12 protein-coding genes and 1 pseudogene are annotated in these 17,688 nt (G+C 43.3%); 7 read left to right on the forward strand and 6 right to left on the reverse strand.

Translation table 11 applies throughout. The features are described 5' to 3' along the window. Nucleotide 1 precedes the first annotated feature (1 nt). Entirely contained in the window at nucleotides 2–2,881 is a 2,880-nt protein-coding gene (locus ACM0OZ_RS05540) for a tetratricopeptide repeat protein (RefSeq protein ID WP_414581808.1), read from the reverse strand. Here ACM0OZ_RS05540 and iscB point away from each other — a divergent pair. The 4 genes and pseudogenes from iscB to ACM0OZ_RS05560 all read left to right on the forward strand — a co-directional run. After that, nucleotides 2,878–3,687 (forward strand): annotated as a pseudogene (iscB, locus tag ACM0OZ_RS05545) (RNA-guided endonuclease IscB); the annotation flags it as partial. The gene ACM0OZ_RS05540 and the pseudogene iscB sit on opposite strands and share 4 nt — an antisense overlap. Before the next feature lie 11 nt (nucleotides 3,688–3,698). After that, nucleotides 3,699–3,902 carry a hypothetical protein gene (locus tag ACM0OZ_RS05550; RefSeq protein WP_414581809.1) on the forward strand — a complete coding sequence of 68 codons (204 nt, stop codon included), beginning with the start codon at nucleotides 3,699–3,701 and terminating at the stop codon, nucleotides 3,900–3,902. A gap of 259 nt (nucleotides 3,903–4,161) precedes the next feature. Next, nucleotides 4,162–4,530: a hypothetical protein gene (locus ACM0OZ_RS05555; RefSeq protein ID WP_414581810.1), complete on the forward strand. Its 369-nt coding sequence runs from the start codon at nucleotides 4,162–4,164 to the stop codon at nucleotides 4,528–4,530. 424 nt (nucleotides 4,531–4,954) lie between these two features. After that, nucleotides 4,955–5,722 carry a GUN4 domain-containing protein gene (locus ACM0OZ_RS05560; RefSeq protein ID WP_414581811.1) on the forward strand — a complete coding sequence of 256 codons (768 nt, stop codon included), beginning with the start codon at nucleotides 4,955–4,957 and terminating at the stop codon, nucleotides 5,720–5,722. Nucleotides 5,723–5,806: 84 nt separating this feature from the next. On the opposite strand, the gene ACM0OZ_RS05565 is transcribed toward ACM0OZ_RS05560, so the two are convergent. The 4 genes from ACM0OZ_RS05565 to ACM0OZ_RS05580 all read right to left on the reverse strand — a co-directional run bounded on the left by ACM0OZ_RS05565 (nucleotide 5,807) and on the right by ACM0OZ_RS05580 (nucleotide 10,585). After that, nucleotides 5,807–6,142, reverse strand: a complete 336-nt coding sequence (locus ACM0OZ_RS05565) for a XisI protein (RefSeq protein WP_414581812.1) — start codon at nucleotides 6,140–6,142, stop codon at nucleotides 5,807–5,809. Nucleotides 6,143–6,243: 101 nt separating this feature from the next. Further along, nucleotides 6,244–6,630, reverse strand: coding sequence for an endonuclease domain-containing protein (locus ACM0OZ_RS05570; RefSeq protein WP_414581813.1), 387 nt, complete (start codon nucleotides 6,628–6,630; stop codon nucleotides 6,244–6,246). Between the two features lie 128 nt (nucleotides 6,631–6,758). Beyond that, on the reverse strand, nucleotides 6,759–10,307 hold the full coding sequence (gene metH / locus ACM0OZ_RS05575; protein ID WP_414581814.1) for a methionine synthase: 3,549 nt from the start codon (nucleotides 10,305–10,307) through the stop codon (nucleotides 6,759–6,761). Nucleotides 10,308–10,399: 92 nt separating this feature from the next. Next, nucleotides 10,400–10,585 carry a hypothetical protein gene (locus ACM0OZ_RS05580; RefSeq protein WP_414581815.1) on the reverse strand — a complete coding sequence of 62 codons (186 nt, stop codon included), beginning with the start codon at nucleotides 10,583–10,585 and terminating at the stop codon, nucleotides 10,400–10,402. Between the two features lie 960 nt (nucleotides 10,586–11,545). On the opposite strand from ACM0OZ_RS05580, the gene ACM0OZ_RS05585 reads away from it, so the two are divergent. Beyond that, nucleotides 11,546–12,277, forward strand: coding sequence for a PEP-CTERM sorting domain-containing protein (locus ACM0OZ_RS05585; protein WP_414581816.1), 732 nt, complete (start codon nucleotides 11,546–11,548; stop codon nucleotides 12,275–12,277). A 565-nt stretch (nucleotides 12,278–12,842) separates the two neighbouring features. On the opposite strand, the gene ACM0OZ_RS05590 is transcribed toward ACM0OZ_RS05585, so the two are convergent. Continuing rightward, nucleotides 12,843–13,031, reverse strand: coding sequence for a hypothetical protein (locus ACM0OZ_RS05590; protein ID WP_414581817.1), 189 nt, complete (start codon nucleotides 13,029–13,031; stop codon nucleotides 12,843–12,845). Between the two features lie 445 nt (nucleotides 13,032–13,476). On the opposite strand from ACM0OZ_RS05590, the gene ACM0OZ_RS05595 reads away from it, so the two are divergent. Together ACM0OZ_RS05595 and ACM0OZ_RS05600 are read left to right on the forward strand one after the other, a co-directional pair. Continuing rightward, nucleotides 13,477–16,215: a filamentous hemagglutinin N-terminal domain-containing protein gene (locus ACM0OZ_RS05595; protein ID WP_414581818.1), complete on the forward strand. Its 2,739-nt coding sequence runs from the start codon at nucleotides 13,477–13,479 to the stop codon at nucleotides 16,213–16,215. 750 nt (nucleotides 16,216–16,965) lie between these two features. Continuing rightward, nucleotides 16,966–17,682 carry a tetratricopeptide repeat protein gene (locus ACM0OZ_RS05600; RefSeq protein WP_414581819.1) on the forward strand — a complete coding sequence of 239 codons (717 nt, stop codon included), beginning with the start codon at nucleotides 16,966–16,968 and terminating at the stop codon, nucleotides 17,680–17,682. Nucleotides 17,683–17,688: the final 6 nt, after the last annotated feature.

The following is a 17,688-nucleotide window of genomic DNA, read 5'->3' on the forward strand; positions in this document are numbered from 1 at the left end:
ATCACTGTGCTTCTAGAGTATCCCGCGCTGCCCAAATTGCCTCGCGCACTTCTCCAGCACAATCTTCACCTGTGAACTCGCGCCAAATTGCATTAAATTGGCTTTCTCCTAATTGCTTGAGCATTCGTCCTAAATCATTGATATCTGATTCAATCCACTCTTGGTTATGCTCTAGGTCAATGGCTAAAATGTAAATGGAAATTTTCAGCGCCTGAGTCCAATTTTCTTGGGCTTCTAATAGTCTGCCCCAATTTCTGAATGTTATTGAAGTTCTATACCAATCGCCGAATTGCTGATAAATTTCAAAGGCTTTAAGGTAATAGGCACGCGCCTCTTCAAACTGCCGTTGCTGCTGGGCTACGTTGCCCAATACGTTATATTCTCCAGCAGCGTTGTACAAATCCCCAGCATCTTCTTTAATCTTCAAAGCTTTGAGGTAATAGGCGCGCGCCTCTTCAAACTGCCGTTGCTGCTGGGCTACGATGCCCAGTTCGTGATATTCTATAGCAGCGTTGTACAAATCCCCCGCATCTTCCAAAATCTTCAAAGCTTTGAGGTAATAGGCGCGCGCTTGTGCAAACTGCTGTTGCTTTCGGGCTACCATACCCAGTGCGTGATATTCTATAGCAGCGTTGTACAAATCCCCCGCATCTTCTTTAATCTTGAGGGCTTTGAGGTAATAGGCGCGCGCCTCCTCAAACTGCCGTTGCTGCTGGGCTACGATGCCCAGTTCATGATATCCTTTAGCAGCGTTGTACAAATCCCCAGCATCTTCTTTAATCTTCAAAGCTTTGAGGTAATAAGCGCGCGCCTCCTCAAACTGCCGATGCTCCTGGGCTACGATGCCCAGCTCGTGATAGCAAACAGCAATCGTGTCATTCACTGAGGAGTCATTTAAAGGCGTCAGTTCATCCAGAATTTCTTGATAGATTTTCCTCGCCGTTTCTAAGTCAGCTTTGTGAAGTGCCTCGTTAGCCTCATTTCCCCGCAGATACTTCCAGAAATTAAAAGCACTTTCACCCTTTGCTTTCGCATCTGCCAAGTGGATGCCAATTTTGTTGAGCGCTCGTTTTCGCAGTGACTTAAATTCTCGTTGACGATTCCACCGCTCATACACCTCTGCCAAAGCTTGTAGAATTGCCTGTGCTTCAGCCCATTCTTGATGCTGTTCGGCAAGTCGCAAATATTGCAACAGATTCGGTTCTTCAACTTGCAGCGCAAAGGTTGCCAGTTCTGCATTGCTGATTAGTTCTCTATTGCATCTATCCGCGAACATCGCGTAAAAAACCAGCAACTTTTTTTCCAGTTCACTGATTACCTCCTGCGAACTTATTGAGTTTAACTGTTGACGTAAATACCAGGGCAGTGCTGGGTGAATTTTGTAGATAGTTGAACCCAGATGTTCTAGAATGCTTGCTGCTACAGCTTCATTGAGTAACCTGAGCCAATCAGCTATCTGCAAGTTTTCCCCAAACACCGCCTGATATACTTGTCCAAATTCGTCATCACGATTTGATGATAAATAATTGAGCAAATCAGCATAAACTCGCTCAGAAAACAACGCCAAAAATGGTAAATGCCGACGCGCTTGTTCCGACAACTTAGCAAAGGAATAATCCAGCGACACTGTGAGGGATTTATCTCTTCCTTCTTCCTCTGCACCAGAGAAAGTATCTAGTCCTTTCCGCAAAGCCTCAATCAACTGCACTGCACTCTGCGTCTTTAAATGAGGCAATACCACCCGCAGCGACAGCGGATGTCCTCCCAAAAGTTTCAACAACTCCAAATACTCTGCTGGCAGATTCTTCCTATCTACCCCCGCCGTTTCCAAAATCTTCGCCGCTAACTCCTCTACATCTTGCTTTTGCAGTCCCCCCAAATTCACCAAACTGTACGCACAATCCAGCCAAGACTCCTCGCGACGACTGGTAATCAATACCCAAGATTTACCGCCGCGCAATTCTTTGAGAAATCGTTGCAAATTCTCTCGCTCATCTGCACTCAATAACGGCTCATTTCCTGTAGGAAATCCCGCTACTGGTTCAAAGTTATCCCAAATCAGCAAACAAGGATTTTTTTTCAGATAGTTGAGTACCCCTTGAACTTGTTTCTCTTCCGGATACTGGGAAAATTTATCTCCCCAAATCTTCCTACCCACAAGATTGACAACACGACTCAGGGTTGCGCCATGTTCAAAAGAAGTAAAGAATATTGTAGAGCGTCCTTGAGTCTCATCCAGCCACCGCGCAAAACCACAGGCTAACTCAGTTTTGCCCACACCGCCCATACCTTGCAACAGCACGATGTTGTTTTGGCGAAACGCCCGCTCTAAACGCAATATATCGTAATCTCGCCCAATAAAGCCGTAGCGTCCTTCCTGTGGAAACTCCACTAAGTTGCTCACAACTTCCTCGAAGTAATCTTCGATATCATCCTCTACCGGAGTAAAGGGCTTGTAGGATTCCTGCTGATACAACACTGGTACCAGCCAATCTTGCAGTGGCTTATCGCCTTTCGGGCTAGGGCGCAGTTGCTTATTCACAAGTTCCTTGCGTCCTAAAGCTACCGCGTACTCCAGACTCTCTCCCCGTACCAACTCGCCATACAACCGCCCCATGAAATGTTTAGCAGCTTGAGCATACACAGAATAAGCCATTGCTACCACACCCTTAGCCCCCAAGGATACCAAGCGCGTCGCCACTGAAGAAAATTTTTCCTCTCCCTCAGTCGCGGATTTGCAAGCGTTTAAGATAAAAATCGGCACGCGACAACTTTCTAAATTCTGAGCGATTTGTGCTGCTGTGACGATTTGCGGCGAACCATCATCCGCCTCAAAAACCAAAACTCCTTGCCCTGCTGCACCCAAGGTGTGCTGAAGCAATTAGGGAATCTCTCACCTCTCGTAGACAACTACGTAGAAGTAGAAGGAATCGCAAAACTCGTTACAGAAAACCTAGATTTTTCAACAGAACTAGAGCAGAGGGATGGCTACCCCAAAGCCTAATGAGTCGGGTTCATAATGTTGAAACATGGGTAAACAGGTTACACAAATTTGCGCCCATCACAGCAATTAGCACCGAGTTAGTCAAGTTTGATATGCAATTGATGCGTAATCCGGAAATCGAAGGTAAGGAATACCAACAAGGAACATTAGCTGGTTATGAAACCAGAGAATACTTACTTGAAAAGTGGAATAGGCAGTGTGCTTACTGTAAGGTGCAAAACGTACCTTTGCAGATTGAACACATTCATCCACGTTCAAAAGGAGGCTCTAATTCAATTACAAACCTTACCTTGAGTTGCGAAAAATGCAACATCAAAAAAGGCACTAAAGATATTAGAGACTTTCTCAAAAAAGACCCTGGCAAGTTACAAAAAATCCTGTTGCAAGCCAAGAAACCACTAGCTGATGCAGCAGCAGTCAACGCTACCAGATACAAGCTTCTAGAGGTTTTGAAATCAACGGATTTACCAGTTGAATGTGGTTCGGGAGGGCTAACAAAGTTCAACAGAACAAGTCTTGGATTACCCAAAAGTCACTGGATTGATGCAGCTTGTGTTGGTCAATCAACTCCAACGTTAAATATCAAAGGTATTAAACCATTATTGATTACATCTAATGGTCATGGTACTAGACAGATGTGCGGTACAGATAAATTTGGGTTTCCAAATCGCCATAAAGAAAGAAAAAATATTCATTGGTAACAGGGAATATTCTACATTGTCTCAAACATGGCAGCCAACTAGGATGGTTGATTGATCCGAGTGAACGCTCTATCTTTATTTATCATCGCGATCGCCTGCCTGATTTATTAGCTGGAGCAGATGTTTTACCAGTATTAGAAGGTATAAATCTAATACTATCCGTTGATGAAGTATTTAGTTGGTTGAAGCGCAGATAAAGTTTTCAGGCGAACCTCCAGAGGAGCTGTCTCAAAGAGGCGATCGCAAACCCAGAAAAAACAGGATTATCTTTATAAGGGCATTCTATTGTTCTCAATTAATACAACTGGTAGGTTATGCTTTTAATGATTTCAGTTGAGCTTCGCTTCACGTAATGTAACCTACGGAGTTGTGATTTTAGTCACATATAGTATTTTCCTAAACTGGTATTAGTCTCATGTAGTATAACTTTATGAATCCATATTAGAGAGTTTTTACATGGGCGACGAAAACCGTAATACTTATAACATAGGCAACATAGGCGGTAATTTTAACCAATCCATACCAGGAAATTATATACAAGTACATGGCAATTACATCAACATGGGTCAGGACTTATCTCAAGCTGCTGCTCAGATACAACAACTGCTGACTCAACTACAATTTAAGGGATATAGTTCAACAGACGCTCAACAGAAAGTTGCCAATGATTGGGCAAATGAAGCTAAAAATGACCCTAAAGCCAAAGGAAAACTGATCAAGTTGGGGCAGTATGTGCGTGATGCTGCTGCAAATAGTGTAATAGGGGAAGCTGCGGTACAGGTGATTAAGTTAGCTTTGAGATTATCAGGTATTCCTCTGCCATGAAGCACTTCTCAGAAGTTGAACTATGAAAAGTCAAATCAAGCAAATATTACGACAGTTCTGTCTTCTGAATAATCGGCTCTCGTTGGCAGAGAAGATAATATGTTGCTTTTTGAGTCTAGTTTGAGCTAACGCTGCCTTCGAGGTTATTTATAACAGCTTAAAAGTCGCTGCAAATTATGTTCTACAAAACTATAAAAATCTTTTTTTATATTTTCTTGGCATACTGCTGTTTGGAGTAGGTTGTTATTTATTCATTTGTAGAGTTAAACGCACAAAAAACAACTTAGACAGCAGCTTTACTGATAACAATACTACAACTGAGCCTCGCACTATTTATACAGAAGGTAACTATAACGAATGTATTCATGGTGACAATATTGAGATACAAGGGGATTGTATTTACATTAATCAAGATTTTTCAGATGTGGCTACTAAGATTCGTGAATTAATAACTGAACTCAAAAATCAGGGATACAGTGAAGAAAATGCTGAGACACAAGTTGCCAGTGAACTAGCGGAACAAGCCCGTAGAAAATCGAAAGTCAAAGAAAAGCTTTTTAAGTGGGGAAAATCTTTTACTGGTGTTACAGCAAAAGCCTATGATGAAACTGAGGCGGCGAGAGAAGTAGTAAAACGAGCTACAACTTATAGTTATACTTCTTCTAAGAATTTCACCGAAGTAGTAGGGGGTAATCTGCAGAAACTGGAGGAATTACTCCGGAAAAGGAAATGGAAAGAAGCTGATAAAGAAACACAAAAGATTATACATCAGCTATCTAGAGAAGAACTGCCAGAGGGTTCCCAATACAGATATACATTGTTCGTTAACTACTTCAGCGACGAACATATTAGAGTGCTTCCTGAGAAAGACCTAAATCTTATCAATAATCTTTGGCTAAAGCACAGCAACGGGAGATTTGGCTTTAGCGTACAAAAGCGTATTTGGAAAAGCCTTGGTGGTAGACCTTACCCACACTATAATACAGAAATTGCACAAAACTTTGGCGATATTGTTGGCTGGCGTAAGGAGGGCGACTGGGTATATTACTCTGACATCAACTACTCCTTAACAGCTCCTCCTGGGCATCTTCCGATAATAGTAATGTTAAACTCTGATACGTCACAGCGATGCAGTATTCATCAGTCAATTTTTGGTGTTTTTGTTGGGCGTCAATACAATGCTAGAGGATGATAAGCAATGATTGCAGTTTTTAGAGTGGGTTAGGCACACCCGTAACTCACCTACCATCAGTTGAACCCTCTTCCCATGATCCACCTACGCCACCCCATATCCCGTGTACGGACGCTTATAAGGCGGCTGTAAACCCAGCACAATATCCTCTTTTACTACTCCCATCTCAAGGAGTTCTTGGGCTAAGTCTACATCAGTCATATTTTGCTGAATCCATATCTTGTCATCTTTAATATCAAAATGCATTACGCTGTGATACACCCTACTTAACCCATTCCAGCCAACATACATTAACTGATAGTGATCGTGTGTTGTATCAAAAATTAATTCTGTTTCTACATCTCCACACTTCGGTTTAAAGCTGGCGTGTTTAGTTAGAATGGTTTGGATACATTGGCGATAATGCTCTAAATTTTCCACTGTACAATGACCTCCATAATAGGGTCGTATACAATTAGTTTTACCTGATGGCGTTGTACTGCGATTTTGGCAAGTCGTGTCTGGAACTGTTTGCTGAATTACTAACTCACTTGGTTCATGTTATCTCTTAACTCTCTTATCTTCTGGGCAATACTTTCTAAAACACCAGACAAACTCCTAGACACATCATTATTTGTAAACCTGATAAATGTAATTCCTGCTGATTCGAGAAATGCTTGTCTTTCTTTATCATATTCAGCAGCACCATTCTCAAAATGACTTTCACCGTCAATTTCTATCGCTAGCTTCAATTCAGGACTATAGAAATCTATAACAAATTTATCTACACTGTACTGCCTACGAATTTTGCAGTTTTCTATCTGTCTATCTTTTACTTTATCCCAAAGAAGCTTTTCAGCTTTTGTTATATTTTGGCGTAGCTGTCGCCGTTTTTCTTTTTCAGAGGATTTGTTATATAGTTTGGTCATTTTACATAACTAAGCTGATATTATATATCAACCTAATCACATCAATTTAGCTTTGGCATCCGTTTAATTACCTCACCCCGCCCTTCGGGCACCCCTCTCCTTACTAAGGAGAGGGGAGGGGGGTGAGGTTACGCGCTAAAGTACTTCGCTACTGGGTGATAAGCAATAATCGCCGTCGTAGACTGTTCAGGATAAATTTGTTCACTTTCATCCATGTACAAATTGATACGTCCTGCTTCCAACAACTCCAGCTGCTTGTACTGATCCTGAATATTCGGACAAGCCGGATACCCAAAACTATACCGCGAACCGCGATAACGCTGTGCCAAAATATCCCGGATATTATCCGGTTCCTCAGCCGCAAAGCCCAACTCCCGACGAATCCGGGCGTGTGTCCACTCAGCTAGCGCTTCTGCTACCTGCACCGCTAAACCGTGGAAATACAGATAATCTCTGTATTGATTATCTGCAAACAACTTTTGGGCGAACTCCGTAGCAATATGCCCCACCGTCACCGCCTGCATCGGGAACACATCAATAATTCCCGACTCCTTCGGCGCAAAGAAATCTGCAATACACAGTCTTCTCAAAGACTTCTGTCTCGGAAACTCAAAACTTGCTCTTACCTCTGCGTCCTTGGCGTCTTGGCGGTTCGTTTCATAAACATACAAAGTATTCCCCTCAGATTGACAAGGGAAATACCCATAAATCACCTGCGGATGCAGCAAATTCTCCTCAATAACCCGTTGCTTCCACTCCGACAAAATTGGATACACCTTCTCATCCAAGAAAGCCTGATATTCCTCCTTAGATTGTTCCTTTGGCTTGCGGAACTGCCATTGTCCAGCAATCAAAGCTTGTAAATCCATATGCCAGAACACTTCGTCCAAAGGAATATCCTGCGGCTGGAGTAGTTTCGTTCCCCAGAAAGGCGGCGTCGGACGTTCGATATCCACCGCCACAGCTTCGGAACGGCGGGTATCAACTTCCTGCGGTTCTACCTTGGATACAGAACCATTGCTGGATACAGATAGCTCCTGAGCTTCTTCTATCTGTGTTAATCTGTGTCCATCTGTGGTTTCATTCAAAAATCCCTGCAAATCATCCCACTCACCAGCCACTTTCGCTGGCATTAATTTATCCATGAAGTGCAAGTCAGAAAACGCATCTTTGCCGTAAACTACCTTACCTTTGTAAGTGTTTTGGCAATCTTGATGGACAAACTTGGGAGTCAACGCCGCACCGCCTAAAATCACAGGGACAGTAATTCCCTTTTCGTTGAAGACTTCCAAATTCTCCTTCATGAACGCGGTGGATTTCACCAGCAAGCCACTCATAGCAATACAATCAGCTTTGTGCTTTTCGTACGCGTCGATGATGTTTTCCACCGGCTGCTTAATTCCCAGGTTAATCACCTTGTAGCCGTTGTTCGACAAGATGATATCCACCAGGTTTTTACCAATGTCATGAACATCACCCTTCACCGTGGCAATGATAAATGTCCCTTTGGCATTGTTGCCAGATTCTGACTTTTCCATGAACGGTTCCAGGTAAGCAACCGCTGCTTTCATGGTTTCCGCAGATTGTAATACGAAAGGTAGCTGCATTTGGCCAGAACCGAACAACTCACCCACAACTTTCATGCCATCTAGCAGGAAGGTGTTGATAATCTCCAGAGGGGGATATTTTTCTAAAGCTTTGGTGAGTTGTTGTTCTAAACCGATACGTTCACCGTCGATGATATGGCGTTTGAGGCGTTCTTCGATGGGTAGATTTTCGTCAACGCCTTTGTCGCGTTTCGTTGTCACCCCTTCAAACAGTGTTGTCAGTTGTGTTAATGGGTCATAAACGCAGACATCGCCTTCAAACTTGCGCTCATCATAAATCAACTGGTGACAAACTTCTTGATGACGTTGCTCAATTTTTGCCAGTGGTAAAATCTTGTTAGGGCTGACAATTGCTGCATCCATCCCAGCAGCGATCGCCTCGTGCAAAAACATTGAGTTCAGCACAACCCGCGCCGCTGGATTCAACCCGAAGGAGATATTGGAAACGCCCAAAATTACATGACATCCAGGCAATTCTTGACGAATACGGCGGATGGCTTCAATTGTGCCTTTGCCGTTGGTCCGGTCTTCTTCAATACCCGTGGAAATTGGCAGTGCTAGGGGGTCAAAAAAGATTTCGTGTGCTGGGATGCCGTATTCAACGGCTTGACGATATGCACGTTGGGCGATCGCAAACTTTTTCTCAGCAGTCCGCGCCATTCCTTCTTCATCTATGGTACCAATAACGACACCAGCACCGTATTGCTTCGCGATTTCCAACACCTTTAAGAAACGCGGTTCTCCGTCTTCATAGTTGGTGGAGTTCAGCAGGCACTTACCACCAGCCACTTTCAGTCCCGCTTCCATCTTTTCCCATTCGGTGGAATCGAGCATCAATGGCAGTGTGACATTATTTACCAGACGTGACACGAGTTCGTGCATATCTCGCACGCCGTCGCGTCCCACGTAGTCAACGTTCACATCCAGGATGTGTGCGCCTTCTTTGACTTGCGCCCTCGCCATTGATACCAGTCCATCCCAATCTTCCGCATTCAGCAATTCGCGGCATTTTTTGGAACCACTGGCGTTGAGGCGTTCGCCGACAATCAGGAAAGAGTTATCTTGGTCGTAAGGTTGGACACTGTAAATTGACGCAGCCGCTGGTTCCTGTTGAGGCTGTCTGACTTTTGGCGTTAAGTCTTTGGCAATTTCTGCTAATTGTTGAATGTGTTCTGGACGTGTCCCACAGCAACCCCCGATCACTTGGACACCCAAATCTTCAACAAAATGCATCAACGCCATGCGTAATTCCGTTGGTGTCAGGTGATAATGAGCTTGACCGCCGACGTTCTCCGGTAAACCTGCGTTGGGAATACAGGAAACCACAAAAGGCGAATGTTCTGAGAGATACTTAATATGTGGTTTCATTAAGTCTGGACCAGTGGCACAGTTCAGACCGAGAATGTCAATTGGGTAGGGTTCCAGAATTGTTAGCACGGCGTTGATTTCCGTCCCCACCAGCATTGTGCCCATAGATTCCATTGTGACTGAAACCATGAGCGGACGGCGATCGCCTTTTTTGGCAAAAACTTCTTCAATTGCATTCAGCGCCGCTTTGATTTGCAGCACATCTTGGCAAGTCTCAACAATGAATAAATCAACGCCACCATCCCATAGCCCTTCCGCTTGTTCAGCGAAGGATGATTTCATGGTATCAAAGTCGATATGTCCCAAAGTTGGCAGTTTTGTGGTTGGTCCCATAGAACCCGCAACAAACCGGGGTTTCTCTGGCGTTGAGAATTCCGCAGCCACGCGCTTTGCGAGTTCTGCTGCTGCTTTGTTGAGTTCATACGCCTTATCTGTTAAGTCATATTCAGCCAAAACAATCGACGCAGCGCCAAAAGTATCCGTTTCAATCACATCTGCACCTGCGGCGAGAAAGTCGCGGTGAACTTTGGCGATCGCTTCCGGCTTGGTGTAGACGAGGTACTCGTTGCAACCTTCGTACTGTGCGCCACCGAAGTCTTCAGCCGTGAGGTTTTGGGTTTGCAAGTTGGTTCCCATAGCACCGTCGAAGACGATGACTGGGTGCGTAGGACTGTGCAAGCGTTCCAGGAAGGTAGAAGTCATATTTTCCAAGAGAAAATTGGGTTAGTCTTAAAATGTTCGACTACATATACTATTTTCCAGAATTTTTAGTATTTCGGAACAATCGGATGTCATCAGGGATGTATAAAGTTTACGTGCATCAGGATGAGGGATTGGGGATTAGGGATTAGGGATTCGGTAATTCCCAATCCCCAGTCCCCAGTCCCCAATCCCTCACCAAGGAAGAAATTGGTAAATACTTTGCCGATTGGCTGGAGTGGAGTCACCAGCAACGAAAGGCGCAGGAAATCAACCCTCATCCCGGAATTATTAAGTTTCGGGAGCGAATAGCCAAGTATGGACGCGATCCACAAGTATACAAACAACTTCGCGTTTAGGAAGCCCTGAATTTATCAAAAACCATAAACATCCCAAATGTGTAAATTGCCCTTAGGCTGGAAGTCTGGGGCTACAAAAACAAAGCCTGACGACCCAGGGTGCGTCATTAGTCCGCGCAGGCGGACTTGATTGGTGTGCCCGTAAACTCCGCGAATTCTATTCGCCGGGTATTTTTGCATGCATTGGGATGCTGCCTAAAAATAAGGATTGTTCATTGACATCAAGCTGAAAATATGTTTTTTCTACTGGTAAATTTTTTCTCTCATAAAATAGATTATTTTTTCTAAAAATTTGCAAAAAACCCGGACAAAATTGTCTGGTTTGTAATTTTTCTATAAAGTTACTCAGTGAATTCTTGTAAACCAGCCAGCAACATACTAATATCCGTATGAACACATAACTGCAATCAAAATGATTACTGACCACCCACAATAATAAGAGCTTCACTAAAGTCTAAGTAAATAATATTTATTTTGCAAAAACACCGATAATTCAACAATATTAGCCACAGTTAGAACAACCCTCTATAAGAAAGTTAAGAGGAGTTGATTATTAGGTGATGACTGAGCAATTAGCTTGTATCAAGAAACAGCAACAGGAGACGATTCAATGCGTGATTTGATGAATCTGATTGCCAGGAATAAGGTTTCAGTTATGCATCTATCGGTGTGTTAGCTATAGGGTAAAAGGTTTCAGTTATGCATCTATCGGTGTGTTAGCTATAGGGTAATCTAACCAGAGCAAGGGTAGTAAATTCTTGAAATAAGAAGAAAAATAATCCTTGGCATCAGTGTAGTATCCTCCGACAGGATACTCAATCTTTTGTATGGAAAGCTTTTGTTAGTTCTTTATTTCTTGATAGTACAGGTAGGTAAACCACGATGAAAGTAATTCAGTTCTTAGCGGCGATGACTTTGGCTACAGTTCCTGTAATGTCAGGTTTTATGCAATCGGCATATGGAAGAGAAACGGGTGAGACATACGATCAAGGGACATCACCAACTGTTCGTACTGAGTTTAATTTGTTTGATGAAGACAGAGGCGGGAACTTGATACTTGATTTGAAACCAGAAAACGACAACGTAGGTGTTTTTTTTGGGGCTATTGAAAATTATCAAATAGGTTTTGGAAGGCTGCTTGTGGACGAAAAAGGAAAAGTTGTGAGAGATTCTTCTGGTTTTGCTCTATTTGAAATCCCCTTTACCCCAGAAGAAAAATTATTTGATGTGGGTAATTTGCAAGCAGAGTTAATTCCAACCTATGATGGTTTAGAGATAATTGAATATACTATCTCTGGAACTAAAAAAGATGGTTCTCTTGCACAGATAAATCAGCGAATTTTCGACCCTTGTAATTGCAATTTTGATAAAAAACGTGCGGTTAACGATTTATCATACATACTGGAGAAAAGCTTGCTAGACGGGACAATTGCTACTGCTGCAGGTCCTAGGGTTCCACAAGATATTGTTGGGGGAATATTATATAAGACTGGTGTAGCCGTGCGGCGTACTACTGTCCCTGAACCTAGCGTCAGTGTCCCTGAACCTAGCGCCACTTTAGGAGCTTTGGCAGTATTGAGCGCAGGCTTACTACTAAAGCGCAAGATGAAATAAATTTGAATGGCTTACAGCGCCCTTCAAAGAATTAGATCACAAATCGTAGGGTGGGCATTGTCCATAAAAGCTGATGGGCTTTTGAGATATTCTTGGCAATGCCCACCCTACAGAAAACATAGATTTTATAGCGCTTCTCGGTTACGTGCAATACACGGCTGTAATGAAAGTGCATGCACTTTCACATTATTCGTAGTGGTGTATGTGATTCTTAGGAGAACCGCTATATTTTTTTTATGGGGCTATGTTGTAAGTGCGTTGTAAGCAACCCCTGGATTCAATCCAGGGGCTTCAACATTTGCTGAAGCCCTAGCTTACCAGACTCAGTACGCGCGTGTACTACGTTATTGGCAAGTGCTGAAGTTCCTACCCTGGAAGGAGAGTGCTAGTTCCAGGCTCTAGAACCAGAAGATTAAACAGGTGTATGGGTTAAGCCAGTGTATAAATGGATATGCCGACTAATAACATTGTCGTTCGCGTTCGCGCAGCGTGCCCGCAGGGCTCAGCGTCTCCCCTTGGGAGAAGCTAACTTAACCCCTATTGGGAGGCTCTACGGAGCAAACCATTATGCGTACAGGTGAGTCCAGTCCTGTTCGCGCAGCGTCTCCGCTAGGAGAAGGCGGGTTTCCCGCCGTAGGGAACTGGCTCTCCCGTTGGGGTGAACGAGTTGAAATGGTAACTGTCCCATTGAAAGTACATCACAAAAGTACACCGATTCAAGTAACCCCAAGGCGGTAATGGTATCTAAAGGCATTTGACGGCTAAAAATAACGCCGAGTCATGTTTCCTCCTTGGTCTAAAGACACAAGGTTTCCACACTCCCGAAGATTTTTAGATGAGAAAGTGCGTTATGAGAGTGTAACCCAGCAATTTGTCCATCTTTAGATAGATATTTGATTTCTTAATCTACCTCTAGATGGGTATTTTTATTTCTCTAGGACGAGTATATTATTGCACATTGGTGTCAACTTAAGCTAAAAGTAATTATTGACAAGCATTGGAACATTTTTCAAGGTACCATCGAGATTTTTGATCCCCCCTGAATCCCCCCTAAAAAAGGGGGGAAATAAAACCTTAGCCCCCTTTTTAACTCTGTTGGGGGATCTAAAACGATCGGTAAATTGGGTGTTTGAGCTTAAGTTGACACATATGTATATTGCAACCCAGCTACTCTAAAGCAAAAGCCTCTAAAACAAGCAATGCAAGCATCTACCATAAAATTCTGGTTCTTAAGCGGGTGTATTCTATCTTATCTGTTAGCTCCTAAACCAACTACAGCGCAGATTGTTCCAGATACCACTCTACCCAATAATTCCATCGTCAACATAAACGGGAATACCTTCAACATTACAGGTGGAACCCAAGCAGGCGGTAATCTGTTCCACAGTTTCAAGGATTTTTCTGTTCGCACTGATAGTGGAGCTTTCTTTAACAATGCTGTAGATATTCAAAACATAATTAGTCGTGTCACAGGTGGGTCAATATCTAATATTGATGGTTTCATCCGCGCCAACGGTAGTGCTAACCTGTTTTTGATTAATCCCAATGGAATTGTATTTGGATCAAAAGCGCGGTTGGAGATTGGCGGCTCTTTCTTTGCAAGTACGGCTAGTAGCCTGAAATTTGCTGATGGCACAGAGTTTAGAACAGACGGTACCCAAACAACACCATTGCTGACTATAAGTGTTCCAACGGGTCTGCAATTTGGGGCAAATCCGGCAAGCATTCAAAATCAATCCCAGTTCAATGGTGAGGTTGGTCTACAGGTACAACCTGGGAAAACCTTAGCACTTGTAGGTGGTGATGTAGTTCTAGATGGCGGTTTCTTGACAGCACGAGGAGGAAGGATTGAGTTAGGGAGTGTTGCAGGTAATAACTCAGTTAGCCTCAAGCAAATAGACCAAAGTTGGGTATTAGGTTACGAAGGTATCCAAAACTTTCAAGACATTAGCCTATCTAACGCAGCTTATGTTAATACCGAGAGCGATAAAGGTGGCGATATCCAGATTCAGGGGAGGAACGTGACCCTCACCGGGGGTAGCCAGGTGGTTTCTGCTACTAAGAAAAATGAAGCAGGGAATGTAAAGGTAAGCGCCTCAGAGCAATTAGAGCTAGCAGGGGCTACAAGTCTGGGTCCCTCTGGTTTGTTCAATCGAGTCCGGAACGGAGCCCAAGGGGGAGGAGGAAGCCTACAAATTGAAACTAAACAGCTGATTGTCCGTGATGGAGCACAAATATCAGCAAGTACTGATGGTGGTCAAGGAGTAGATTTGAATGTGAATGCCTCGGAGTCAGTAGAACTGACAGGTGGCTCCGCTCAAAATCCTGCTGGTCTGTTGGCTCGAGTTCAATCAGGAGCTAAAGGCAAAGGTGGAACACTAACAATTGATACTAGACAGCTGATTGTCCGAGATGGGGCACAGGTGTCAGCCAGTACTTTTGGTGCCGGAGATGCAGGCAATTTGATAGTAAACGCCAGTGAGTTAGTGAAGGTGGAGGGTAGGAGTTCAAATAACAACCCCAGTGGCTTGTTTGCTCAAGTTCAAACAATTTCAGGACAACCCACAACAGGTAATGCTGGAAATTTGACTATTAACACTCCAAAGCTGGAGGTTCTAGGTGGGGCACAAATATCAACCACTGCCCGGAGTCAAGGTAGCGGGGGAACTGTGACCATAAATGCTCCAAATTCTATCTTCCTAAGTGGAGCTTCACAGCAAGCGCAACCAACACCAGACGACAGAAATAGGAGTGGAGTTTTTGTTTTAGCTGATACAGGATCTACCAAGAATGCTGGGGTGTTAAACATCAACACCGGAGTACTTACTGTCGAAAATGGAGCCAGAATATCAGCAGAGACTCGCGGTTTTGGTAACGGAGGAACTGCGAACTTGGATGTTGGGAAGTTGGTTATTCAAAACGGAGGAGAAGTCAGGGCTGGATCTCTTAGTTCAGGTGAAGGCGGGAATATAGACGTAAAAGCTAGCGAGTCTGTTCAAGTGATAGGCACAGGAACTATTGGTTCCACACCAGTACCCAGCACGCTGTCTGCTGAAGCCACATCTTCTGGAAAAGCAGGCAACTTGAACATTCAAACTCCTCGTTTAGATGTCCGAGATGGTGGACAAGTGACCGTCAGGAGTCAACAAGGTTTAGGTCAAGCAGGAAGCTTGACTATTACAGCTAACGACATTCGCCTCAACAACGGAAAACTCACTGCTACAACTAACGCAGAAGTTGGGGGAAATATCAGGCTACAAAACGTAGACCAACTGTTGATGGAAAATAATAGTTTGATTTCCGCACAAGCTTTCAACGAAGCTAAGGGTGGAAACATAAATATTGACGCTGCCAACGGTATTATTGTTGGCGTTCCTGGTCAAAGTAATGATATCGTTGCTAATGCCGTTCGAGGTAATGGTGGCAATATTACAATCACAACCTCTGGCATTTACGGTTTTAGGGTGGGCAGGTCAACACCAAACACAAATGACATTGATGCTAGTTCTCAGTTTGGCTTGCCAGGTACAGTCAATATCAACAGATCGGATGTTGATCCCACCCAAGCCTTTGTTGAACTGCCCGCAGATCCAGTTGATCCCTCAACCCAAATTGCCTCTAGTTGTGCTGCTACTAATGTGGCAACCAATGGTCAATTTATCATAAGCGGACGCGGCGGTTTGCCTCCCAACCCTAACGAACCCCTCAGCACTGATGTGATTTGGTCAGATACTCGCATTCCAAATATTACAGCACAGCAGCAACCTTCACAAGTAACCGCAGTGAAACCACCATCCAAACAAGCTGATGTTGTAAAAATTGTCCCTGCGACTGGTTGGGTATTTAACGGTAAAGGGCAAGTCACTCTCATCTCTAGTGCAACCACGAATAATCCTCACCCTTCTTTGCAAAATTCTGCTTCCTGTGCAGCTCGCTAGTTTCACTTTTTCTTTAAAGGTTTAGAGGAAGCCGAACTTTAACTTTATATATAGCCGTTTTCAATCGAGTATTATACACTACAAGCTATGCCCCACCTTGTTGTGTATGCAAGTGAGAACGGCTATTATTGTTTATTGCGATTCGCTTACAATAATCTTTGTATTCTTTGACAGTTTTATTTCTTTATCATAACATTTGCTTATAAACATTTAAGTAGAGAAATAGGACTTCATATATACAAAGCTGCTATTAAGATTAAAATTGAAACTAAATCTTTTTATAGCAGGTCAATTATAAAAAAATATTAAATTTTTATTAAGTTTTTACAGGGTGCCTTAGGCGGTTTCATACAAGAGTTTTTCTTACTGACAAAGGCGAGCAGCAACGTAACACACCATTTTAGTCTGTGCATCAGACCAGGTTAACGTACCCTATTTATTTATGATTCACTTTATTATTTATCAACTCGCAAGTTTCTATAATGGTTGATCAGGGACTATACTGTGATACCTGCCCTAGGGTGGTAGAGTTTATCTTAGATAGAGTCATAATTTTTCCTTCGGACTAGTTCGATTTATACAAGTCAAATAAGACCGACTTTGGGAGAATAAGATTTTATGGTGATCTACCGCGTAAAGAGTTTGGTGAAAAATCAAGTGTAATCTAGCTAAATTATTTTTTTATCAAATCAATTATTTTTTAGTTATGTTACTTATTCAAACGCTGTGCAATGTAGTGGAGTACACCAGATGATAAAGCAAAAAATCCTTGCTACCGAACCACTGCTAACTACAGCAGGACTCATTGGTACAGGTGTTCTCCAACCGGCAGAAGCCAGTACAGTCGAAGAAAACCCTCTGGTGGGAAAATATGTAAAAGACTTTCATAGCTCTAGTAGCAGTGTTGGGAATGATTTTGCAGCAGTACTTGTGACAGTTGGAATTATATTAGCCCTAGGCTCGACTGTTTGTGTAGTACATAAAGCTCTTAATTCGAGTCTTAATTCGAGCAAGCCTTCTTCAAGCACCGCAGATTCTGTGCGTACAGGAGAAGAGAAACGTATACCTACTACTACTGAAAATTCCACATCTGCTAGTCAACAGATTACTCCGGCTACATACATTGAAAAAGCTTATACTTCGTGGCGACAAGGAGATGTTCAACAAGCGGTTGCTGAATTGAATAATGCAATTCGTCTTCATCCCCACAATGCTTACCTCTATACTGAACGAGCTAAGTTTCGTCGCAAAAATCTAGGGGACAAAGAGGGAGCACTTGAGGATTATACCCAAGCTATTCATCTCCATCCTGACAACGCCCTTTTCTACCTTTGGCGCAGTCAGCTTTACCATGAAATAGGGGATATGTTAAAAGCCATGACAGATTATAACACAGCTATTCGTCTTGCCCCTGACGATACCGTATATCACTTCTCGCCAACAAGCGTAAACTCACTAACACGCTGACCGAAT

The sequence above is a fragment of the Scytonema sp. PCC 10023 genome, from assembly GCF_963920835.1.
Lineage (GTDB): Bacteria > Cyanobacteriota > Cyanobacteriia > Cyanobacteriales > Nostocaceae > Kalymmatonema.